The sequence below is a fragment of the Cytobacillus sp. Hz8 genome (assembly GCF_042263505.1).
Lineage (GTDB): Bacteria > Bacillota > Bacilli > Bacillales > Cytobacillaceae > Bacillus_BE.
Genome location: NZ_JBHKFI010000015.1, coordinates 92,495 through 115,532, shown reverse-complemented (window position 1 = coordinate 115,532; position 23,038 = coordinate 92,495). Strand labels below are relative to the sequence as shown.

Annotated in this window: 23 protein-coding genes, 2 tRNA genes and 2 rRNA genes; 23 read left to right on the top strand and 4 right to left on the bottom strand. The window is 37.3% G+C overall.

Annotation, left to right across the window (positions count from 1 at the left end; translation table 11 throughout):
* The 9 genes from ACE38V_RS17000 to tsaD all read left to right on the top strand — a co-directional run.
* Positions 1–114: ribosomal RNA gene (locus tag ACE38V_RS17000) — 23S ribosomal RNA — on the top strand; the annotation flags it as partial.
* Between the two features lie 201 nt (positions 115–315).
* Positions 316–433, top strand: a 5S ribosomal RNA gene (gene rrf / locus ACE38V_RS16995).
* A gap of 179 nt (positions 434–612) precedes the next feature.
* Positions 613–686 (top strand) — tRNA-Met (locus ACE38V_RS16990).
* 7 nt (positions 687–693) lie between these two features.
* A tRNA-Asp gene (locus ACE38V_RS16985) sits at positions 694–767 on the top strand.
* Between the two features lie 104 nt (positions 768–871).
* Positions 872–1,312, top strand: coding sequence for a GNAT family N-acetyltransferase (locus ACE38V_RS16980; protein ID WP_375843069.1), 441 nt, complete (start codon positions 872–874; stop codon positions 1,310–1,312).
* Positions 1,313–1,730: 418 nt separating this feature from the next.
* Entirely contained in the window at positions 1,731–2,186 is a 456-nt protein-coding gene (tsaE, locus tag ACE38V_RS16975; protein ID WP_375843067.1) for a tRNA (adenosine(37)-N6)-threonylcarbamoyltransferase complex ATPase subunit type 1 TsaE, read from the top strand.
* A complete protein-coding gene (gene tsaB, locus ACE38V_RS16970) occupies positions 2,183–2,893 on the top strand; it encodes a tRNA (adenosine(37)-N6)-threonylcarbamoyltransferase complex dimerization subunit type 1 TsaB (RefSeq protein WP_375843065.1) in 711 nt (236 codons plus the stop codon). The genes tsaE and tsaB overlap by 4 nt, the downstream gene beginning before the upstream one ends.
* Before the next feature lie 17 nt (positions 2,894–2,910).
* Positions 2,911–3,351 (top strand): ribosomal protein S18-alanine N-acetyltransferase, encoded by a 441-nt coding sequence (gene rimI, locus ACE38V_RS16965; RefSeq protein ID WP_375843078.1) that lies wholly within the window; start codon positions 2,911–2,913, stop codon positions 3,349–3,351.
* Positions 3,351–4,376, top strand: a complete 1,026-nt coding sequence (gene tsaD, locus ACE38V_RS16960; RefSeq protein WP_375843063.1) for a tRNA (adenosine(37)-N6)-threonylcarbamoyltransferase complex transferase subunit TsaD — start codon at positions 3,351–3,353, stop codon at positions 4,374–4,376. Before rimI ends, tsaD begins: the two co-directional genes overlap by 1 nt.
* 379 nt (positions 4,377–4,755) lie before the next feature.
* On the opposite strand, the gene ACE38V_RS16955 is transcribed toward tsaD, so the two are convergent.
* Entirely contained in the window at positions 4,756–6,690 is a 1,935-nt protein-coding gene (locus ACE38V_RS16955; protein WP_375843061.1) for an ABC transporter ATP-binding protein, read from the bottom strand.
* Between the two features lie 128 nt (positions 6,691–6,818).
* On the opposite strand from ACE38V_RS16955, the gene moaC reads away from it, so the two are divergent.
* Both moaC and ACE38V_RS16945 read left to right on the top strand, forming a co-directional pair.
* The gene (gene moaC, locus ACE38V_RS16950; RefSeq protein WP_375843077.1) at positions 6,819–7,313 is read left to right on the top strand and encodes a cyclic pyranopterin monophosphate synthase MoaC; all 495 of its coding nucleotides are present in this window, start codon (positions 6,819–6,821) and stop codon (positions 7,311–7,313) included.
* Between the two features lie 19 nt (positions 7,314–7,332).
* Positions 7,333–7,983 carry a redox-sensing transcriptional repressor Rex gene (locus tag ACE38V_RS16945; RefSeq protein WP_375843059.1) on the top strand — a complete coding sequence of 217 codons (651 nt, stop codon included), beginning with the start codon at positions 7,333–7,335 and terminating at the stop codon, positions 7,981–7,983.
* 53 nt (positions 7,984–8,036) lie between these two features.
* Here ACE38V_RS16945 and ACE38V_RS16940 read toward each other — a convergent pair whose 3' ends face one another.
* Both ACE38V_RS16940 and ACE38V_RS16935 read right to left on the bottom strand, forming a co-directional pair.
* Positions 8,037–8,243: a YdiK family protein gene (locus ACE38V_RS16940; protein WP_375843057.1), complete on the bottom strand. Its 207-nt coding sequence runs from the start codon at positions 8,241–8,243 to the stop codon at positions 8,037–8,039.
* On the bottom strand, positions 8,244–8,975 hold the full coding sequence (locus tag ACE38V_RS16935; protein ID WP_375843055.1) for a CPBP family intramembrane glutamic endopeptidase: 732 nt from the start codon (positions 8,973–8,975) through the stop codon (positions 8,244–8,246).
* 378 nt (positions 8,976–9,353) lie between these two features.
* On the opposite strand from ACE38V_RS16935, the gene groES reads away from it, so the two are divergent.
* The 10 genes from groES to ACE38V_RS16885 all read left to right on the top strand — a co-directional run bounded on the left by groES (position 9,354) and on the right by ACE38V_RS16885 (position 19,500).
* Positions 9,354–9,638, top strand: coding sequence for a co-chaperone GroES (gene groES, locus ACE38V_RS16930; RefSeq protein WP_375843053.1), 285 nt, complete (start codon positions 9,354–9,356; stop codon positions 9,636–9,638).
* A 52-nt stretch (positions 9,639–9,690) separates the two neighbouring features.
* Entirely contained in the window at positions 9,691–11,319 is a 1,629-nt protein-coding gene (gene groL / locus ACE38V_RS16925) for a chaperonin GroEL (protein WP_375843051.1), read from the top strand.
* A gap of 275 nt (positions 11,320–11,594) precedes the next feature.
* Positions 11,595–11,837 (top strand): SEC-C metal-binding domain-containing protein, encoded by a 243-nt coding sequence (locus ACE38V_RS16920; RefSeq protein ID WP_375843049.1) that lies wholly within the window; start codon positions 11,595–11,597, stop codon positions 11,835–11,837.
* 280 nt (positions 11,838–12,117) lie between these two features.
* Positions 12,118–12,489: a DUF956 family protein gene (locus ACE38V_RS16915; protein WP_375843047.1), complete on the top strand. Its 372-nt coding sequence runs from the start codon at positions 12,118–12,120 to the stop codon at positions 12,487–12,489.
* A 493-nt stretch (positions 12,490–12,982) separates the two neighbouring features.
* Positions 12,983–13,954 (top strand): mannose/fructose/sorbose PTS transporter subunit IIA, encoded by a 972-nt coding sequence (locus ACE38V_RS16910; protein ID WP_375843045.1) that lies wholly within the window; start codon positions 12,983–12,985, stop codon positions 13,952–13,954.
* A 39-nt stretch (positions 13,955–13,993) separates the two neighbouring features.
* Positions 13,994–14,794, top strand: coding sequence for a PTS mannose/fructose/sorbose transporter subunit IIC (locus tag ACE38V_RS16905; RefSeq protein ID WP_375843076.1), 801 nt, complete (start codon positions 13,994–13,996; stop codon positions 14,792–14,794).
* A 17-nt stretch (positions 14,795–14,811) separates the two neighbouring features.
* Positions 14,812–15,723: a PTS system mannose/fructose/sorbose family transporter subunit IID gene (locus tag ACE38V_RS16900; protein ID WP_375843043.1), complete on the top strand. Its 912-nt coding sequence runs from the start codon at positions 14,812–14,814 to the stop codon at positions 15,721–15,723.
* 449 nt (positions 15,724–16,172) lie between these two features.
* Entirely contained in the window at positions 16,173–17,189 is a 1,017-nt protein-coding gene (locus ACE38V_RS16895) for an oxidoreductase (RefSeq protein ID WP_375843041.1), read from the top strand.
* Between the two features lie 1,303 nt (positions 17,190–18,492).
* The gene (locus ACE38V_RS16890) at positions 18,493–18,957 is read left to right on the top strand and encodes a DUF5381 family protein (protein WP_375843039.1); all 465 of its coding nucleotides are present in this window, start codon (positions 18,493–18,495) and stop codon (positions 18,955–18,957) included.
* A 63-nt stretch (positions 18,958–19,020) separates the two neighbouring features.
* On the top strand, positions 19,021–19,500 hold the full coding sequence (locus ACE38V_RS16885; protein ID WP_375843037.1) for a hypothetical protein: 480 nt from the start codon (positions 19,021–19,023) through the stop codon (positions 19,498–19,500).
* Between the two features lie 504 nt (positions 19,501–20,004).
* Here the strand turns inward: ACE38V_RS16885 and gltC are convergent.
* A complete protein-coding gene (gene gltC, locus ACE38V_RS16880) occupies positions 20,005–20,916 on the bottom strand; it encodes a glutamate biosynthesis transcriptional regulator GltC (RefSeq protein ID WP_375843036.1) in 912 nt (303 codons plus the stop codon).
* A gap of 146 nt (positions 20,917–21,062) precedes the next feature.
* Here gltC and gdhA point away from each other — a divergent pair, with 146 nt between their 5' ends.
* Entirely contained in the window at positions 21,063–22,445 is a 1,383-nt protein-coding gene (gene gdhA, locus ACE38V_RS16875) for an NADP-specific glutamate dehydrogenase (RefSeq protein WP_375843034.1), read from the top strand.
* 311 nt (positions 22,446–22,756) lie between these two features.
* A complete protein-coding gene (locus tag ACE38V_RS16870) occupies positions 22,757–23,032 on the top strand; it encodes a hypothetical protein (RefSeq protein ID WP_375843032.1) in 276 nt (91 codons plus the stop codon).
* Positions 23,033–23,038: the final 6 nt, after the last annotated feature.

Genomic DNA, 23,038 nt, shown 5'->3' with positions numbered 1-23,038 from the left:
TCCCATAGCGCAAGCTAGTAAGATCCCTGAAAGATGATCAGGTAGATAGGTTTGAGGTGGAAGCGTGGCGACACGTGGAGCTGACAAATACTAATCGATCGAGGACTTAACCAAACTAGAAAAGCGGAGGCGACTGTTCAGCTTCGACAGACGTTGGAGAGCCAGCGCTGCAAATCCCGGTTTTGGATTTGTAGGGATGGATCGAAACGGCCGAGAAGCTAGGAGCCGGAGCTAGACAATTTGATTACATGGATTTCTTTCTTCTTCTTGAACATTATCTAGTTTTGAGAGAACAAACTCTCAAGTGAATACAAGTCTGGTGGCGATAGCGAGAAGGTCACACCCGTTCCCATACCGAACACGGAAGTTAAGCTTCTCAGCGCCGATGGTAGTTGGGGGCTCTCCCCCTGTGAGAGTAGGACGCCCGCCAGGCCTATATTTTTTTGCAAAAATCATATATTATTATCGCGGGGTGGAGCACGCTGAATAAACTTCATCGAATCCACGTCAGCGCACTGATTGAACAGCATCTTGAATAAGCATACTGAAATCAGGGCGGTCATACACTGCGGAAAAGAAATGCATAAAATAATTTGCATATAATACTATTATCGCGGGGTGGAGCAGTCTGGTAGCTCGTCGGGCTCATAACCCGAAGGTCGCAGGTTCAAATCCTGCCTCCGCAATCGCATTGGTCCGGTAGTTCAGTTGGTTAGAATGCCTGCCTGTCACGCAGGAGGTCGCGGGTTCGAGTCCCGTCCGGACCGTCAACAAAAAAATCCATGTGTCAGGATTTGAACCTGCACGTGGATTTTTGGTTTTATGTACTATAAGATTAGCTATATGATGCATTAGAATATGGAGGATCATATTGATAAGAAAAATCAGAAAAGAAGATAAATCGTTTTATTTGGATATGGCAAAGAATTTTTATTCCTCAGATGCTGTAAATCACAATGTGCCTCAAAAACATTTTATCAATACATTTGATGAGTTAATGCGGTCGGATAATTATGTGTCAGGATATATTATGGAATATGAAAGCAATAAAGCAGGTTATGCGCTTTTGGCAAAGACCTTTTCTCAGGAGGCAGGCGGTATGGTTTTGTGGATTGAAGAACTTTACGTGATGCCTAAGTATCGTTGTTGCGGATTAGGACATGAATTCTTCTCGTATTTAAAAAGCAATTTGTGTAATAATGTAAAGCGTATCCGTCTTGAAGTGGAAAATAGTAATAAAAAGGCGATATCTCTTTATAAGAGCATAGGGCTCAAGGATTTTCCATACTCTCAGATGATAAAGGATTTGTAATACTTGAGCAGTTCAAAATGTGCATCTAAATTGAGCAAATGATACAGGATATTAATGGATACTAAATTACAAAAACGAAACTCTGTTTCGTCTTTTTTTTATACTCATTCGGATAGCCTTTTGCTACAAGAGGCAAAATCATGTAAACTACATATTAGAATAGTATCCTTAGGATCATTCCTAAGGTTTTTTTATACTTTAGTATATCGGCAGCAGTGATGGAGATCGACTTATGACCAAGTTTGGTTGTAAAATATAAGGGCACAAGGGAAGCATCCAAGCAACGCTTCGCAACCGAAAACAGCACTTTCCCTTTTTCGGGGAACTACGGCCTCTGCCTTTACTTGAAGGATCGCCAATTGGCCAGATTTCTTTATATACAAGCTTCACTTTCAAATAAACAAAGGTGATTACGATAATGATACATTATAAAATAGTTTCTGATAAGCCGGAGAAAACGATGGAAATTGCATATAAACTTGCGCAGAAATTGCAGTCTGGAGATGTTATAGCTCTGGAAGGAGATTTAGGCGCAGGTAAAACAACTTTTACAAAGGGAATTGCTGAGGGACTTGGAATTCGTAGAAATGTGAATAGCCCTACTTTTACCATTATCAAAGAGTATAAAGGTTCCTTGCCTCTTTATCATATGGATGTTTATCGCCTTGAAAATGCAGATGAGGACTTGGGATTTGATGAGTATTTTGAAGGCGACGGGGTTACCGTTATTGAATGGGCGCATATGATACAGGATCAGTTACCTGATTCGTTATTATTGATTCATTTGTTCCATGGGGAAAACGGTGCTAGGATTTTGGAGTTCAAGCCTGTTGGTGAAAGGTATGAACAAATTTGTAAGGAGATATTTTCATGAATAAAATATTAGCTATTGATACTTCTTCCAGTGTATTAGGTATCGCCTTAATTGATGAAGAAAAAGTAATTGGTGAACACATTACGAATATCAAAAAAAATCACTCCGTACGAATCATGCCAGCTATTGAATTACTCATGAAGGAATGTGATATTACCTCGGATCAGCTAAGCAAGATTATTGTTGCTAAGGGTCCTGGTTCTTATACTGGGGTAAGAATTGGGGTAACGATTGCGAAAACATTGGCATGGTCATTAAAAATTCCTTTAGTGGGAATATCAAGTATTGAGGTTATGGCAGCATCTGTTGGCAGGTATTTTGATGGCGTGGTTTCACCATTAATTGATGCAAGAAGAGGTCAGGTATATACTGGTTTATATCAATATAAGGAAGATTCACTTGAAACAATTAGAGATGATCAAATTCTTTTATCAAAAGAGTGGGCCGAAAGTTTGAAGTCAGAATCTCGCAAGGTTTTGTTTGTTGGGAATGATTTACCTTTACATAGAAAGACATTAGAAGAGATTTTAGGAAGACAAGCTTTTTTTGCTGCAAAAACAGAGTATAACCCTAGACCTGCAGAGCTTGCTTTTCTAGGAGTGAATCGAGAAGGGGAGGATATTCATACGTTTGTCCCCAATTATATTCGTTTAGCAGAGGCGGAAGCCAATTGGTTAAAAAAGAAGCAAGTAGAGAAGAACTTATGAAACTGGGACGACGGGAAATGGCCAAATTCAGATTGATGACAGAACATGATATTGATCATATTTTGAAAATCGAACATGCTTCATTTACTCTACCTTGGAGTCGGGAAGCCTTTGTCAATGAGATGACCAGAAATCAGTATGCTGTCTACATTGTGGTTGAAGTGAATGAGCAAATTGTAGGTTATTGCGGTATGTGGCTTGTAGTGGATGAAGCACATATAACAAATGTTGCTGTACTTCCTGAGTATCGTGGCCAAAAGATTGGCGAGGCATTGATGAGAAAGACGATGGAATTCGCAAGTGCACATGGGGCTGTGACGATGACACTTGAAGTGCGCGTTTCAAATATGATTGCCCAGTCCTTATATCGGAAGCTGGGATTTATGGATGGAGCGATTCGCAAGAGCTATTATACTGATAATCATGAGGATGCATTAGTGATGTGGGTGAATTTATAATGGAAAAAGACGTATATATATTAGGAATTGAATCAAGCTGTGATGAAACAGCAGTAGCGATTATTAAAAATGGAAGAGAAATTGTCGCAAATGTTGTGGCTTCACAAATAGAAAGTCATAAGCGTTTTGGTGGAGTCGTCCCTGAAATCGCATCGCGCCATCATGTTGAGCAGATTACGATTGTTTTAGAAGAGGCATTGAATCAGGCCAATATGACTATGGAAGAAATAGATGGGATTGCGGTAACAGAAGGACCAGGATTGGTTGGGGCACTCCTTATTGGTGTAAATGCAGCAAAAGCTCTTGCATTTGCCCATCAGAAACCATTAATTGGTGTTCATCATATTGCTGGACATATTTATGCGAATCGGCTAATAAAGGAATTTACCTTTCCATTAATTGCTCTTGTCGTGTCTGGCGGGCATACGGAGCTTGTATATATGAAAGAACATGGTCATTTTGAAGTGATTGGTGAGACGCGGGATGATGCTGCAGGTGAAGCTTATGATAAGGTGGCAAGAGTATTGAATATGCCATATCCAGGTGGTCCTCATATTGATCGTTTAGCTCATGAAGGAAGGCCAACCATTGATTTGCCAAGGGCTTGGTTAGAAAAAGATTCTTACGATTTTAGTTTCAGTGGATTAAAATCAGCTGTGATTAATACTGTGCATAATGCTGATCAACGTGGAGAGATTATTAAGCCTGAGGATCTTGCGGCTAGTTTTCAGGAGAGTGTCATCGATGTATTGGTGACAAAAGCAGTCAGAGCTACGAAAAAGTACCAAGTGAAGCAGGTTCTTTTAGCTGGTGGTGTTGCAGCAAATAAAGGATTGCGAGCAAAATTGGAGGAGGCATTTCAGTCATTAACCGATGTTGAATTAGTGATTCCTCCTTTATCACTTTGTACAGATAATGCAGCTATGATTGCAGCTGTTGGTAGCGTGCTTTATCAAAAAGGAATTCGTTCAGATTTATCCTTAAATGCCAATCCTGGATTAGAAATTACCATTTATAATAATTAATAAGGAGGGGACTGATTCTTTAAAAGAGTGTCAGTCCTTTTATATTAATCAATAATTAAACAAACGTTTGATTGAACAATATTGAGGATGAAGAAATTAAACAAACGTTTGATTGAAGTATATTGAGAGAGAAAAAGTTAAACAAACGTTTGATTGAATTCACAGGCTCAGTTTTTTCACAATCCTTTAGAAGGGCTGATTCTGTGGATAACTATAAAAAATTTGATATATCCTGTGGAAAATGTGGATAAGATGATATTTGTTTGTGGATAATGTGGAAAACTGCTGTTGATAGCTTTATAAAGAGATTTTGTTTGTGCATAAAATTGTGGAAAAGGTCTAACGTGATATTAAGACGTTAGACCTTTTATTGTGGATATTATTCATCTTCAACTAGTTCAGTCCATTGCTCCATAAGAGAATCAAGCTCAGCTTGATAGGTTTCATTCTCTTTATGGATCGCGAGTACCTTTTCGTGATCTTGGTAAATCTCGGGATCGCATAAAAGTTCTTCATTTTGGCTAAGGAAGCTCTCTAATTCTTCAATCCTTTTTTCGATTTCTTCTAAACGTCTTTTACGTTGGCGTTCTAATTTTTTCGCTTCTTTATCCTGTTGATAACTATTTTTTTCTAATGGAGTAGCTGTAGAGGAGTCATTTTTTGTTTGTTCAAGTTGCTCTAAAGCCATTAGTTCCTCTTGCTCTTGTTTTTTTTCAAGGTAATAATCATAGTCGCCTAAGTATTCCGTTGCACCACCTGCATCAAGCTCTAAGACCTTTGTGGCAATGCGGTTGATAAAATATCGGTCATGTGAAACAAAAAGGATTGTTCCAGGATAATCCACAAGGGCATTTTCTAACACTTCCTTGCTATCTAAATCCAAATGGTTGGTTGGTTCGTCCAAAATTAAGAAATTTCCTTTTTGCATCATTAATTTAGCTAGGGAGAGTCTAGCTTTTTCTCCGCCACTTAGAGTGGAAACCGTTTTTAAGACATCGTCCCCAGTAAAAAGAAAGTTGCCGAGTACTGTACGGATGTCCTTTTCATTTTTATTCGGATAATCATCCCAAAGTTCATTAAGGACCCTTTTATTCGAAGTTAGGTTAGCTTGCTCTTGATCGTAATAGCTAATAAATACATTAGAACCGTAATGAATTTCTCCAGAGATAGGAGAAAGTTTTTTCACAATCGTTTTGAGAAGTGTGGATTTTCCAATTCCATTTGGACCCACAAGGGCAATGCTCTCTCCTCTTGTGATACGGAAGGAGATATTCTCTGATACCTTTTCCGAATGGTAGCCTACTGATAAGGAATGCATATTTAGGACTTCATTTCCACTTTGCTTTTCAATGTCAAAACCAAAAGAGGCTGATTTTTCATCCCCTAAAGGCCGGTCCATGACTTCCATGCGATCAAGCATTTTTCGTCTGCTTTGAGCTCTCTTAGTTGTCGAGGCGCGAGCAAGATTTCGTTGTATAAATTCCTGAAGTTTTGTAATCTCGTCCTGCTGTTTTTCATAAAGCTTCATGTCTCTTTCGAAATTCTCCGCTTTTTGATCCAAATAAGCGCTATAATTTCCTTTAAACTTACTAATATGTTTTCGCGAAATCTCATATACTTGGTTCACTACTTTATCTAGGAAGTAGCGATCATGTGAAACAATTAATATTGCACCATCATAGCTTTGCAGATACTGTTCAAGCCAAGACAGGGTTTCAATATCTAAATGGTTGGTAGGCTCGTCCAAGATTAAGATATCGGGTTTTGTAAGGAGAAGCTTCCCAAGAGCTAAACGTGTCTTCTGTCCGCCGCTAAGACTGGCAATTTTGGTGGAATAATCAAAGGTTTGGAAATTCAACCCATGTAAGATAGAGCGGATATCGGCCTCATACTGATAACCTCCCATTTCTTTAAATTTCACTTGGAGTGTATCATATTCTTTTATGATTCGTTCATATTCTGTATTGTTATCATAAATAGCGGGATTTGCCATTTTTTCCTCTAATCTTCGAAGATCTTGTTCTAAATCTCTTACCTGTTGAAAAACAGTCAGCATCTCATCCCAAATTGATAATTCTGATTCTAGCCCAGTATTTTGTGCTAAATAGCCAATGGAAACGTCCTTTGGCTTTATCACTTCGCCAGCATCATAGGACATTTTTCCAGCAATCATTTTTAATAATGTTGATTTACCCGCGCCGTTTCGGCCTACTAAGGCAATGCGGTCGCGCGTTTGGACTTCAAGCTTTATATTCGATAAAATAAGGTCAGCTCCGTAATATTTAGTTAACCCATTAACTTGTAATAAAATCATCTCTTTCACCCCTGCATCTAGAGATAGTGTAACGTATTCGTCAATGTTCATCAATATTTGTGAATAAATGTACAATGTTAATACACAGTAGGGAAAAAATAGTGTATCATTCTAAGTGAGGTGTTGATATTTTGAAATTTACCCATTTTAATGAAGAAGGCAGAGCCAAAATGGTGGATGTAGGGGATAAGCCCGAAACAATTCGTATTGCCAAAGCGCAGTCAAGTATTATAGTCAATCAAGAAATCTATAATGGGATTACGAATAATCAAATCAAGAAAGGTGATGTTCTCGCAGTTGCTCAAGTAGCAGGGATAATGGCCTGCAAAAAAACATGGGAAATCATCCCAATGTGTCATCCAATACCATTAACAGGTGTCGATATTGCTTTTCACTGGGAAGAGGAAGCTGAAGAAAATTATAGGCTTGTTATGATTGCCACAGTGAAAACGAAGGGAAATACAGGTGTAGAAATGGAAGCGTTAACAGCCGCATCTGTGTGTGCCTTAACCGTATATGACATGTGCAAAGCCTTAGATAAAGGGATGATAATTGGAGAGACTTATTTACTTGAGAAATCTGGTGGAAAGAGTGGCGACTACAAAAGAAAAGAGAAAATTTAAATGATTGGGGGGAAAAGAAGTGAGTAATGGTACGATGAAAATCCCACAAGCGACTGCGAAAAGATTGCCGTTATATTATCGGTTTCTAAAAAACCTACACTCATCTGGCAAGCAAAGAGTCTCTTCTTCAGAACTCAGCGAAGCGGTGAAGGTGGATTCTGCGACGATTCGCCGGGATTTTTCCTATTTTGGTGCATTAGGGAAAAAAGGTTATGGCTACAACGTCAATTATCTTCTATCCTTTTTTCGTAAAACCTTGGATCAGGATGAATTAACAAAGGTTGCCTTAATTGGGGTGGGTAATTTAGGTACGGCGTTTTTAAATTACAATTTTTTGAAAAATAACAATACGAAAATTGAAGTAGCCTTTGATGTTGATTCGTCCAAGGTTGGAACGAAAATTGGGGATATCCCTGTCTATCATATGGATGATTTAGAGAAGGTTTTGGTAGACGAAGACATTCAAGTTGTCATCTTAACGATTCCAGCACCTGTTGCACAATCGATCACGGATCGTTTGGCAAAAGTGAATGTAAAGGGAATTCTTAACTTTACTCCTGCCAGGTTAACAGTACCTTCTTCCATTCGTATTCATCATATCGATTTAGCAGTAGAACTGCAATCATTAGTCTATTTTTTGAAACATTACCCAAATGGGAAACAAGACTAAAGAAAAGCGGCTTATTTTTAATGAATCGTCTTCATAAAATAAGCCGCTTTTTATTATTTTCGATTTTGAATTTTTTTAATTTTAAAGTGAAAGGAGATCATTCTAATGCCTGATCCTAAATCAAAGGTGGCTAATATTACGAGCAGGTAAGTGAAAAACCGCCACTGTCCATCTTCTTGGATATTTTGAATAGCAAAAAAGATGAATAATATCCCCAAGAATATATATAAGATCCCGGAATAAAGGGGTGATTGCCTCATTTAAAGTCCTCCGATAAAACCTTGAATTTTTTCCGCATCATGTATCATTCTTTCGAGGTCATTCTTATAAATGGATTGAACTAAAACCACAAATGTATTCATCGCCACATGAGCAAACATCGGTACAAGAATGCGATTTGTTTTGACATAAAGAAATGCAAAGGTAAAACCCATTGCTGAATATAAAAGGATGTGCTCAGGCTCTCCATGTGCTAAAGCAAAAATAATGGAACTAATTAGTGCCGATATCAGGAAATTAAATCGTTTATGTAGGGAACCGAAAATGATTTTTCGAAAAACAATTTCCTCCAACATCGGTCCAATGATGGAAGTGACAAGAATAACAATCGGGTAAGTATTGATTAAATGGATGATTTGCTGCGTATTTTCTGAACCCATTTCGATGCCGAGGAGGCTTTCAATTCTTGCTGCAATTCCTTGAGCGAAAAGGGCTAAAAATACACCTCCAACTGCCCATAAAATCGAGTTGCTTACAGGTGCCAAAGGTTTGTTTCTATTATAGTGTAGCATTTCCTTTCTTAATAAGAATAAAACAATCACTAAAGTAACGGCGAAGCTGATAACAAGCCAAATGGATACTGAATATATTTGCAATTTTCTCTGACTGATTCCTAAAGCCTCTCCCATTAATGAAATGAATGGAACGCCGATAAAGCTTGAAAACTGCATGATTATGTAGGCGATGATGATAAGCCAGTATTCTTTTTTCAAAATGATTTGTCTCCTTTTTCGTTTCTCCTATAATAATAAGCTGATCATTGGGTACCCAGTTGTTAGTAAAATATGAGCAGCATCGAATTTCACTTTATTCTCATTCTACTAATAAATTGCCCTTTGTTTCAAATGGAAGACATTTTAAACTATATTTCAGAATGATTAAATTTCTGTTTGCTTTTTCCAAAATGCTGGATAAATAAGCAAATGCAGTACATACTTGTAAGTGTTTAAGATCATAAGTAAATTTGAAAAAAATATGGCTTTTTACTTGCAAATTTTTTTCAGATTCTTTAATATAATAAATGTGTTAGCACTCAATCGAAGAGAGTGCTAATAATAAAATTTACATATTATTTGAGGAGGTTGTTTCACTTGTTAAAGCCACTAGGTGATCGTATTGTCATTGAGCTTGTTGAAACAGAAGAAAAAACTGCAAGCGGTATTGTTTTACCAGATACAGCGAAGGAGAAGCCTCAAGAAGGTATCGTCGTTGCTGTTGGATCTGGAAGAGTTCTAGAAAACGGTGAACGTGTTGCACTTGAAGTTTCTGTTGATGACAGAATTATCTTCTCAAAATACTCTGGAACAGAAGTGAAATACGACGGTAAAGAATATTTAATTCTACGCGAAAATGACATCCTTGCTATAATCGGCTAATTATACGAACGTTCAACAGATATAAATCAAATTTATAGGAGGTTTTTTAATAATGGCTAAAGAAATTAAATTTAGTGAAGAAGCTCGCCGTTCTATGCTTCGTGGTGTAGACGCGCTTGCTGATGCGGTTAAAGTTACTCTTGGACCTAAAGGACGCAATGTGGTTCTTGAGAAAAAATTTGGTTCTCCATTAATTACAAATGATGGTGTTACCATTGCAAAAGAAATCGAATTAGAAGATGCATTTGAAAACATGGGTGCAAAGCTTGTTGCTGAAGTTGCAAGCAAAACAAACGATGTAGCTGGAGATGGTACAACGACTGCTACCGTTCTTGCACAAGCGATGATTCGTGAGGGTCTTAAAAACGTTACTGCTGGTGCTAACCCAATGGGTATCCGTAAAGGTATTGAAAAAGCAGTGGTAACCGCTGTTGAAGAATTAAAGGCAATCTCTAAACCAATCGAAGGCAAAGCTTCTATCGCTCAAGTTGCAGCCATTTCTGCTGCTGATGAAGAAGTAGGCCAACTTATTGCTGAAGCAATGGAGCGCGTTGGTAACGATGGTGTTATCACAATTGAAGAATCAAAAGGATTCACAACTGAACTTGATGTAGTAGAAGGTATGCAATTTGATCGTGGATACACTTCAGCTTACATGGTAACTGATACAAACAAAATGGAAGCTGTTCTTGAAAATCCATACATCTTAATTACTGATAAGAAAATCTCCAATATCCAAGAAGTACTTCCTGTTCTTGAACAAGTTGTACAACAAGGTAAGCCATTATTACTTGTTGCCGAAGATGTTGAAGGGGAGGCTCTTTCCACTTTAGTATTAAACAAACTTCGCGGAACATTCAATGCAGTAGCTGTTAAAGCTCCTGGATTCGGGGATCGCCGTAAAGCTATGCTTGAAGATATCGCTATCTTAACTGGCGGGGAAGTCATCACTGAAGAACTAGGACGTGAACTTAAGTCTGCAACGATTTCTTCATTAGGACGCGCTGCTAAAGTTGTTGTGACAAAAGAAAATACAACAATCGTAGAAGGTGCTGGTGAATCAGAGGCTATCCAAGGCCGTGTAAACCAAATCCGCATTCAATTAGATGAAACGACTTCTGAATTTGATCGTGAAAAATTACAAGAACGTCTTGCTAAATTAGCTGGCGGTGTTGCGGTTATCAAAGTAGGTGCTGCAACTGAAACAGAATTAAAAGAACGCAAACTTCGTATCGAAGACGCATTGAACTCAACTCGTGCGGCTGTTGAAGAAGGGATCGTATCCGGTGGTGGAGTTGCACTTCTAAACGTATACGGTAAAGTTGCTTCTCTTGTAGCTGAAGGTGACGAAGCTACTGGTATTAACATCGTATTACGTGCGATTGAAGAACCTGTTCGCACTATCGCTCACAATGCTGGTCTTGAAGGATCCGTTATTGTTGACCGCTTAAAACGTGAAGCTGTCGGCACAGGATTTAATGCTGCTACTGGCGAATGGGTAAACATGATCGAAGCTGGTATCGTTGACCCAACTAAAGTAACTCGTTCAGCTCTTCAAAACGCTGCATCTGTAGCTGCTATGTTCTTAACAACTGAAGCTGTTGTTGCTGATAAACCAGAACCTGCTGCACCTGCAATGCCTGATATGGGCGGTATGGGTGGAATGGGCGGAATGATGTAATAACGCCCTTAAAGCCTTGATATGAATGGGCTTTTGAGTAGGATGAGAGTGAATTTCTAATATTTTGTTAACATAGAGGTATCTAACGGAGGCTTCTCATAAGTTAAGCAAACTTATGAGAAGCCTCTTTTTTATCTGTTAAAGTAAAGTTGGAGTAATAAGAAAGTTTCTTTTAGAGTAGTTAGCCCAGTTTCATGTGTTTAACTTAAGTACATGCATGCTACAATAGAAAAAAATATATATGAAATGAAAGAGATGACTAGTAAGGAGTTGCCGTGGCTTCCGAAGTTGTTAGTGGTGAACTCTGTGCTGTTGTTCTTCTTATGAATAATACGAGGGAATGGTATTTAAAGGGATATACATCAGAAGAGTTATTTGCACAGGAGAATAAGGCATTACTGGTTATGCCCAATAAAAAAGGAGAGATCATTAGTCTCCAAACCCGTCAAAAGATTGGCAGAAACGATCTTTGCCCATGTGGAAGCGGGGAGAAATTTAAGAAATGTTGTGGGAAATGAAAAGAGAAAAAGCAATCTTACCATAGTGCACATAGTGTTGAACAAACTAAGTATATAACCGATATAAACAATATTTTAAAAATCACTGGTAAAAAGAGTGAATGCCATTTACTGAATATAATAATGATAAGGATTTTGCACTATACCTAATATTGTGAATACTTGATCAATCTATTATAATTTTAAAGGTAATGCTCCAACTTGTCCCAAGTATTTTTTGCTTAAAGTGAAAAATCGCGTATAATAATAATTATTTAAAAAAAGAAATGGAGTACATCAAATGGTCCAATCAATCAATACAAAAGTCGATTTAGTTATTGATGCAACCTCACACATGGGGCTTCCTGAATATGGTAGAATCATGATCGGAGATAAAGGATTTGAATTCTACAATGATCGTGATGCTCGTAAGTTTATTCAAATTCCTTGGGATGAAGTTGATCACGTGATCGCTTCTATCATGTTCAAGGGAAAATGGATCCCACGCTATACTATTCAAACTAAACGTAATGGGATGTATACATTTTCTTCAAAAGAGCCAAAAAAAGTTTTGCGAGCAATTCGTGAATACGTTGATCCGAATCATATGGTCCAATCATTAAGTTTCTTTGATGTTATCAAACGCAGCTTGAAGAGAAAATCTAAAAAATAATTGTTTTACATAAAAGACAGGTTGGAACTTGTCTTTTTTTTTGATGGATCCCAAATTGTTAACTGATAAACTGTGGTGAGAAGATGGCGGCACCAGAAAAAATTCCCTCTTGAAAGAAGAACATTCGGTGTGCTATAATCACTTAAGGAAGCTCATTAAAGTGATGCAGATAAGAAGAATATATTTGATGCAGAAGCTGTTTATTTAACACTATATTTATAGCGTTTGCAAACTAAAATTAAATTTGATAGCCATTATTTTTTACGTGTTACTGATTCGATCAGGCATGAGTGAAAAGTATTGATTGAAATGAAGAAAAATGGGAATTCTATTCCTATATCTTCATTTAATCGACTTTTTGCTCATGCTTTTTTTGTTGTTTTTGTCGAAACTGTAATCGCTTAAATGAGCCGAAAAAAATACAGCTGAAATAAGTTGGTGGATTTTCTCATTTTTTATTTAGCTGTAACAATAATGTATAGGAGGTAAAAAGATGGTAGGAATTATCATTGCTAGTCACGGTGAATTTGCCAGCGGTATCTTGCAATCTGGAGCGATGATCTTTGGAGAGCAAGAAAATGTAAAAGCTGTTACATTGATGCCAAGCGAAGGACCTGAAAATGTAAAGGCAAAAATGAAAGAAGCAATTGCCTCTTTCGAAGACCAAGACGAAGTACTATTCTTAGTAGATCTTTGGGGTGGAACTCCATTCAATCAAGCTAACAGCTTAGTTGAAGAACACAAAGATAAATGGGCAATCGTTGCTGGTATGAACTTACCAATGTTGATTGAAGCTTTTGCATCCCGCTTCTCAATGAACACAGCTCATGAAATTGCTGCGCATATTTTGAGCACAGCAAAAGAAGGGGTTAAAGTAAAACCTGAAGAATTGGAACCAGTTGTAACCGCTGCTGCAGCTGCTGCTAAACCATTAAATGCAGGTGCCCCTGGTAAGTTTGAATACGTATTAGCACGTATCGACTCTCGTTTGCTTCATGGACAAGTAGCGACCGCTTGGACAAAAACTACACAGCCAACACGCATTATTGTTGTATCTGATGCAGTAGCTAAGGATGATCTCCGTAAGAAATTGATCCAACAAGCTGCTCCTCCAGGAGTAAAGGCACACGTTGTTCCTGTCAATAAAATGATTGAGCTTGCCAAGGATGATCAACACTTCGGCGGCCAACGCGCATTACTTCTTTTTGAAAACCCACAAGACGCTCTTAGGGCAGTTGAAGGTGGCGTTCCATTGAAGACAATCAACGTTGGTTCTATGGCACACTCACCTGGTAAAGTTCAACCGAATAAAGTGTTGGCCTTTAACCAAGATGATATCGATACTTTCAATAAGTTGAAAAAACTTGGTTTGAACTTCGATGTACGTAAAGTACCGAACGATTCAAAAGGCGATATGAACGAAATTATTAGGAAAGCTCAAGATGAGCTAAACAAACAAAAATAACCCTGGTTATCAGGAGAAAAGGGAGGATTAATCATGGATTTGAATGTTATTCAAATTATATTAGTCTTTATCGTAGCATTTTTAGCTGGGATGGAAGGGATTTTGGATGAATTCCACTTCCACCAACCAATTATTGCTTGTACGTTAATTGGCTTAGTTACAGGAACATTAGTACCGTGTCTTATCTTAGGTGGTACCCTACAAATGATCGCTTTAGGTTGGGCGAACATTGGGGCTGCCGTAGCACCGGATGCTGCGTTAGCATCAGTTGCATCTGCAATTATTTTAGTTTTAAGTGGACAAGGTCAATCTGGTGTCTCATCTGCAATCGCGATCGCTGTACCGCTTGCAGTTGCAGGTTTATTATTGACAATCATCTGTCGTACAATTGCAACAGCATTCGTACACTTTATGGATGCTGCAGCAGTTGAAGGAAATATTAGAAAAGTTGAAGCATGGCACATCGCTGCTATCTGTATGCAAGGTTTACGTATTGCAATCCCAGCTGTATTAATTGTAGCTGTTGGTGCAGGTCCGGTTAGAGGCTTGCTTGAAGCTATGCCACTTTGGTTGACAGACGGTTTAGCAATCGGTGGGGGAATGGTTGTAGCCGTTGGTTATGCAATGGTTATTAACATGATGGCTACAAAAGAAGTATGGCCATTCTTCGCGATTGGTTTCGTATTAGCAACTGTTTCACAAATCACACTTATCGGTCTTGGAGCTATCGGTGTCGCTCTTGCACTTATCTACTTAGCACTTTCTAAATCAGGCGGTTCAGGTAATGGTGGAAACGGTAATACTGGAGATCCTCTAGGCACCATTATTGATAATTACTAAGAAGGAGGGACATAAAAATGGAACAAGGATTGAAATTATCAAGAAAAGATCGTATTTCTGTTTGGTGGCGTTCAACTTTCATTCAAGGTTCATGGAACTATGAACGTATGCAAAATGGTGGTTGGGCATATACAATGATTCCCGCTATCAAAAGATTATATAAAACGAAAGAAGATCGTTCTGCTGCACTAAAACGTCACTTAGAGTTCTTTAATACTCACCCATATGTAGCTTCACCTATTATTGGTGTAACTTTAGCACTTGAAGAAGAACGCGCAAATGGTGCGCCAGTTGACGATGTAGCCATTCAAGGGGTTAAAGTTGGGATGATGGGGCCATTGGCAGGTATCGGGGATCCAGTTTTCTGGTTCACGGTTAAGCCAATCCTTGGTGCATTAGCGGCTTCTCTTGCTATGACTGGTAACATACTTGGACCAATTCTTTACTTCGTTCTATGGAATCTTATTCGTATGGGATTCATGTGGTATACGCAAGAATTTGGTTACAAAGCTGGTTCTAGAATTACGGAGGACTTATCTGGCGGATTACTTCAAAGCATTACTAAAGGTGCATCAATCCTGGGGATGTTCATCCTCGGTTCATTAGTTAACCGTTGGGTTTCTGTAAAATTCTCGCCAATTGTATCTGAAGTTAAACTTGACAAAGGTGCTTATATTGATTGGGATAAATTACCTTCTGGAGTACAAGGGATTAAAACTGCGCTGGAACAGCAAGCCGGTGGTCTTTCATTGAGCAATGTTAAAGTAACTACTTTACAAGGCAACTTGGATAGCTTAATTCCTGGTTTAGCTGGATTGCTATTAACACTTCTTTGCATGTGGTTGCTTAAGAAGAAAGTTTCTCCAATTGTGATGATTCTTGGATTGTTCGTAGTTGGTATCGTATTCCACTTAATACATTTAATGTAATAAATAAAGACTCTTACCTAGGTTTGAATGCAAGCCTGTATTCAAACAGTGCATACAAATAGAGAAGCACCTCCTGGAATGATAAACTGATCATTTAAGGAGGTGTTTTATATATATATGCTAAAACTTAATCAGTTCGTATTATAAGGTAATTTATCCGGTGACCTTATAATATGAAGTGGCAGGTTAATGGGGGTAGGAATCTTTTTCTTCTATTATAAAAGTAATTTTAAAGCCTGTATGGGGAAGTATATGAAATATGAAAGATAACCAGATCATTTGTAATGCTAAGTAATCGAGGTTAAATAATAGAAAAATTTATTTTTTCCATATATACTTATTGCAGGAATATTGCTATTTGGGGATAGTTTTTTAAATCCAAACAATCGCAAGAAACAGAGGTTGAGTAGTATTACCAGAAGCTATTAAATATATTTTAGGGGGCCGCTATGCTAACTATTGGTTATATTGGAAATGGGAAAAGCACTAACAGATATCATCTGCCGTTCGTACTGCAAAGAGAGAATATAAAGGTAAAAACAATTTATCAAAGAAATCCTGAGCATGAAAGTTGGAATAGGATTGCAGGAGTAAATTATACTTCTGATTTAGATGAACTATTAAATGACAAGAGCATTCAACTCATTGTGATTTGCACAAGACATGACAGTCATTATGAATACGCAAAATTAGTATTAGAACATAATAAAAACTGTTTGGTTGAAAAGCCTTTTATGGAAACCTCAGAACAGGCAAAAGAAATATTTGCATTGGCAAGAGAGAAAGAATTAATTGTTCAGACGTATCAAAACAGACGTTTTGATAGTGATTTTTTAACAGTTCAAAAGGTCATTGAAGAAGGGAAAATAGGGGACTTGCTGGAAGTGGAAATGCATTATGACTATTATCGTCCCGAAGTACCGGAGTCCGTTCATTCTTTTGATCCTGCTTTTTCATTTTTATATGGACATGGCTGTCATACACTGGATCAGGTTATCAGCTATTTTGGCAAGCCGGATCATATACATTATGATGTAAGGCAATTATTAGGGCAAGGAAGAATGAATGATTATTTTGATTTAGATTTATATTATGGAACGCTAAAAGTATCTGTAAAATCCAGTTATTTTAGACTTAAGGAAAGACCTAGCTTCATCGTTCATGGAAAAAAGGGATGCTTTGTGAAAGAAACCAAAGATCGTCAGGAAGAACATTTAAAGTTATTTTACATGCCTGATAACAAAGATTTTGGTATAGATACAATAAAACATTATGGTGTACTGACCTATATTGATGAAGAAGGTACAATCCACGAAGAAAAAGTGAAATCCGTAAATGGTGATTATGGTAGAGTATATGATGATTTATATGAGACAATCATAAATGGTAAAGATAAAACCATTACAGACGAACAGACACTGCTGCAAATGGAAATATTAGAAACAGGAGTTAAAAACTTAAAGTAAAATGAAAGCTGATTCTGTTGATGGGATTCTTGATATATGCTTATTAAGTTAATTCGGAATTTCTCCAAAACAAAGGAAGCATAGCTTTTAAAACGGATGAAACCAATTATGTATGAGCATATTATTTCAGCCTCTCTTTTTCACACAACGTTAAAGATATTACACAATCCAACTTACGGGCGGTATGATGTAATTTAACCATTCTCTCTTGAGAAACGGTAAAGCTTTAATATAATTATTAATATCTCTGGATTAACTATTATACGAGTACTTGTTTTGCTTCACTGAGTTACAATTATAGAGATTTTCTATGTAACTACAAAACCTTATTAAAAAATCAATAAATAGACCAGTAAATTACCTCGGTCTCCGATATCTATAGAAATAATGCTGGTTCTCTTTTTGCTCAATAAATAAGACATCTTTGGAAAAAAGGTGTCTTATCTTGGACATATAGATTGAACTAACAATATTAACTTAGCCAAGAACCAACTTACTTGACAAGGTAGACTTTCCTCAAAAGCCTTGGTATATCTCTTTTTAGGAGCTACACACTCGTATTGCCATACAAATGAAGCGTGACAGTCGCAACAAGATAAACGAATGGCAGGAAGGAAGTAGCAAATAAATGGTCGAATACGAGTCCTGGAAAGAACTCAGTCCCGATCAAGATTTTTTCGGGAAGAATATCAGCATGAAGCCATCAAATATCTGTCCTCACTATCTTCTAGCAGGGCCGATTGGGCGTCTCGGTATAAATATCCTAGACAAATATATAACTAAATTTAAAGCGAAGATGACTTTCTTAAATCCCAAGAATGTTGTCTTTTTTTTGCCTTAAATAAAAAATCAAAATAGTAAAAAAGGGCCCAGAAATAAATGAACAACTTTACGATATAAAGACAATGAAAAATATTAAAACCTTCAATCTCCTCATAAAAACAATGAACACACTCCTTTGCACCTATAAATGCACTAGGTTCAATATTGATATACAGGAATAAAGAACCTCTAAAAATTCGTTTCGCTGTTTGGACAAATTTGACGAACTTAGACACAAGTGGTAAATAATAGTGAATGAATAATAATCTAAATCTTTTGGGAATTCACAGAAAATGGAGGAGAATACATTACCTGCCTTTATAGAGGTTTATTTACTTTTAATTAGTGATGAAAGAACCTGGATTGTTCATAATACAAATCTGGATAAGAGCCAAAGCGCAAAATTGCTCATACAAACCATAAATGAATCAAATTGGAAGAGTCTTATCGCAAATTTGATATCATCCATAAGAGGCAAATTATGAAGGCAATAAAGTATCGAAAAATCTTTGTGCTTGGCCGTTTATTAGCATTTATATGCTTGGTTATTGTAGGGATATTACTTTTTTTTGCAGGTTTATTCTCAGATGATGGCATTCCACGGAGAGTATTATATATTTTTTTATCTCTTTTTGGCTTTTTCTTTTTTGGAAAATTGTTTTTACTGATGGTTTATGTATTATTTAAGAATCCAATCATGTTCTCTTATGATACCAATAAAATCATTGTTAAGAATATGGAAATAAATCGTAAAAATATCACTAAAGTTGAATTGCTTGGTGAAGTACCTACTGGATTTTTAGGACTAAAATCATATGGGTTTGCTCTTAAATGTAAAGATAAAAAAACGGTACATATCCCATCTTATTATGTTTTAACAAAGAAGGAAGAGACTGAGATATTTGATGCTCTACAGCAATATGTTAGTAATCATAAGATACTATAAATATCTAGAGTGAGCTTCTCGTGTGACAAGGATTGCTTTTATACTAGAGGGGATGAAAATAGAGTGATTAGGATTTTCAGAAATATTATTGGTCTAACGGTCATCATGTTTTTATTCGGTATTATTTCATTTTTGATTATTGAAAAGTATTCAGATGCGGTAAATAGTTTCATTTTATTATTAGTGTCCTTGGGGATTAGTTTGTTGCTTACAAGGTATATTGAAAAGAATGCTTATAAGGTCGAACAAAAAAATTACGGTGTTGTAACAGTATCTAATAAGTGGAGCCATTCTCATGACTTAGCGGTAGATGAAGATGCATTTACAAAAGTTGAGGATGACCTTTTTGCGACAGGAAAAGTATCATCGACCTTCGTGTTTACTCTTGCTGAATGGAATGAAAAACAAGGTGTTGTAACCATTACTCAGGATCCCATTTTTTTAGTGATCTCTGATAATGGGAATGCAAATATAAAAAAGGCAATGAGAAAACCCTTTGTAATCACTTCTAATCTAGAAGAAGTCTTACGATTTTTAAGATAGTACATACAAAGCTGCGGACGGTTTACTTTCTTATCCAGTTGATGGATGGGGAGGAGATCCGTCCTTTTTTAATTATTGAAAAATATAAAGCGGATATTCGTCTGTCTTTTCTGAATTTATTTATAAAACCAGTAGGGTTCACTTTATTTGCATGGTAAAATTTTATTTATTATTATAGCACTCACATTGATAGGCAGTAGTGAACAAAAGACGATTCAAAAAGTGGAATCATAAAAGGAAGAGGTACAAACCGAGAATCGCAACCCTACTAAGCTAGTTCCGATTGGTATCGTTGTAAAATTAAAGGAAATGGATAAGCTTGTCATGGCTTTTGGTTATAATATCGTTTAAAGGTGGCCATTGATTAAGTGTTTGTCCTCATTATCAAAACATAAAAAAATGCACTTGGATTCTTTCAAGGTGCATTTTTAAGAGAAGGTCTTGAGGGCGGTTCTGTTGAGTCCAAAGATGTAGTAAAGAATCGTCCTCTTTCTTTTGCGATTTTTAGTTTCTAAACTCATTTAATCTTTCATAAGTTGTAAGCAGGAAATCATAAAACAATACTTCGGTTGGGAGCAGTTTACGTTCGGTCGGGTAGATGACGCCGACAGTGCGTGTGAGACTTGCGTCAGGTATTGGAATCATGACGGTGGAACGTGGTGTGTTATCAACCAATGTCATCTCTGGCATCAATGCTACACCTAAGCCTGCAGAGACTAACCCTTTTAATGCATCAATATCTTTCCCTTCGAAGGCGATTTGTGGCGAAAAACCTACATCATTACATGCTTGAACAACTTGTTCGCGAAATATGAATCCTTCAGGCAGGACACAGAAGGGGTCATCTTTTAAGTCTCTTAACCTAATGGATTTCCGATCAGCTAATGGATGACGAACAGAGATGAGGGCAACTATATTTTCTGTGAAAAGGATTGCTCCTTTAATTTTTTTCTCTTTTTCCAGATTGGGCATGGGTGCGATCATCGCCAAATTAAATTCACCATTTACAACACCATCGATTAAATCATAATAAAGTGCATTGCTCATTTGAAATTTAGCATCTGGGAACCGAGTGCGAAAAGCATAAATGATGGAAGGCAATGTATGCGCCGCCATGCTAATAGGGAATGCAATTCGAACCGTGCCTTTTTCCGGATTTAAATATTCTTCTACTTCTCGCTTGGCATCCTCCATCATATTCCACACTTGTTTCATTCGTTCAAAAAAAATTTTGCCTAGAGGGGTTAACCTTACGCCTCTTCCCTCACGTATAAAAAGTTCTACACCTAATTCGTTCTCTAAATTGAAAATTTGTCTGCTGACGGAAGATTGGGCAACATGCAAGCAATCTGCTGCCTCTGTAACATGCTCTCTTTTTGCAACTTCCAGGAAATACTGAATTTGCCTCGTCTCCATTTTTTATCACTCCACTTTAATGCGTTTCATGCATGAATCTCATCGGAAATGAATATTGAAACTATGAATAATAAAATTATAAAATGAAAACGCATTTATGAAAATAAAAAAATTCAAATTTTAATATACTTTAGGAGCTGAATATAATGAAAATGCTGGAAAGAGTAGAAGAGAATCAAACGCAAATCGTGAAAGATTACGTAAATCGATTATTTGAAAGTGTTCGAATGCGTAATCCAAATGAATGGGAATTCCTGCAGGCAGTTAAAGAAGTACTTGATTCTTTAGTACCTGTCCTTGTGAAAAATCCAATATATATCAAACATGCAATTTTAGAAAGAATGATCGAACCAGAGCGATTGATTACCTTTCGAGTTTCATGGGTGGATGATAAAGGGAATGTAAAAGTGAATCGTGGCTATCGTGTGCAATTCAATAGTGCAATTGGACCTTATAAGGGGGGACTAAGATTTCATCCTTCTGTTAACGCAAGCATTATTAAATTTCTAGGGTTTGAGCAAACCTTTAAAAACTCATTAACAGGGCAGCCAATAGGCGGTGGAAAGGGCGGTTCTGATTTTGATCCAAAAGGTAAATCTGATTTAGAAATTATGCGCTTTTGTCAGAGCTTTATGACAGAGCTTAGCAGGCATATCGGGCCGGATACCGATGTTCCCGCTGGGGATATAGGAGTAGGGGCTAGAGAGATTGGTTATCTGTTCGGGCAATATAAAAAATTAAAAAATGCTTACGAAGCAGGTGTACTCACTGGTAAAGGCATTGGTTACGGAGGAAGCTTAGGACGGAAAGAAGCGACAGGATATGGATTGGTATACTTTGTAGAAGAAATGCTCAAAAGTCAGGGACTAAGCTTTAAAGGAAGTACAGTTGTGGTATCAGGATCAGGAAATGTATCGATTTATGCAATGGAAAAAGCGGTGCAGTTTGGTGCAAAAGTGGTCTCATGCAGCGATTCAAACGGCTATGTTTATGATTCAAATGGAATTAACCTAGATACGGTTAAACGAATAAAAGAAATAGAGAATAAAAGAATTTCTGAATATGTCAAAGATCATCCTGGTGCTGTTTATCAGGAAGGGTGTTTAGGCATCTGGGCAATACCGTGTGATATTGCATTACCTTGTGCAACACAAAATGAGATAAATAAGGAAGCAGCAGAAATGTTAGTTTCAAATGGGGTTAAGGCAGTCGGTGAAGGTGCAAATATGCCTTCTACTCAAGAAGCAATCGATACTTTTATGGATCATTCTGTTTTATTTGCTCCTGCCAAAGCAGCAAATGCAGGCGGTGTTGCAGTCTCCGCGTTAGAAATGGCACAAAATAGTGCAAGACTGGCTTGGACACAAGAAGAAGTGGATTTGAAATTACAAGAAATCATGAATGATATTTATAGAAAGAGTATGAAAGCATCAGAAGAATATGAGGTTCCAGGGAATCTTGTTGTGGGTGCTAACATAGCTGGATTCGTAAAAGTAGCTAATGCAATGATTGAACAGGGAATTATTTGAAAAATCCTAGTCATAATTATAATAGAAAAATAGATCCAGCATCATAAAACGGTGAGTGGTCACCGATTGGCTATATTTAATGGGCGGCATGATGTGATAACGCCCTAATGGGAAAATAAATCCATTTTAATAAAGAGGTTCTTCATAATTAATGGGGGCCTCTTTTTGTTTTTATCCCACTCTTAACGGACATTTTGACTCCCACTTCAAGATTCAGAGAATACGAAGAAGATAAGTGGGAGATCAACTGTCCGTAAAGGTCCGACGAGGGATTAAGGTCCTAGTCAGGCGAAGCCACAGGATGTGGCGTTATGAGCGTGATAAGTGAAATAAGATTTTTCTTTGGGCTTCAGCCCTTAGAAAAATCAATCAGGCTTTGCGTGACTAACCATCAGTGGGGGATGAATGGCAGACTAAAAGCGCGACGTCAATCGCAACGTCTGCACACTTCACGTCCTGTACGTCGAAAACCCCCACTGATGGAAGTTTCACTTTATGGAGAAGCTATTTCATTTCAAAGATTCGACGGAATTCTAGTTGACCCTAATTTAATCAAACGTTTGATTGAAAATCCAAACATCCTTTAAAAATAA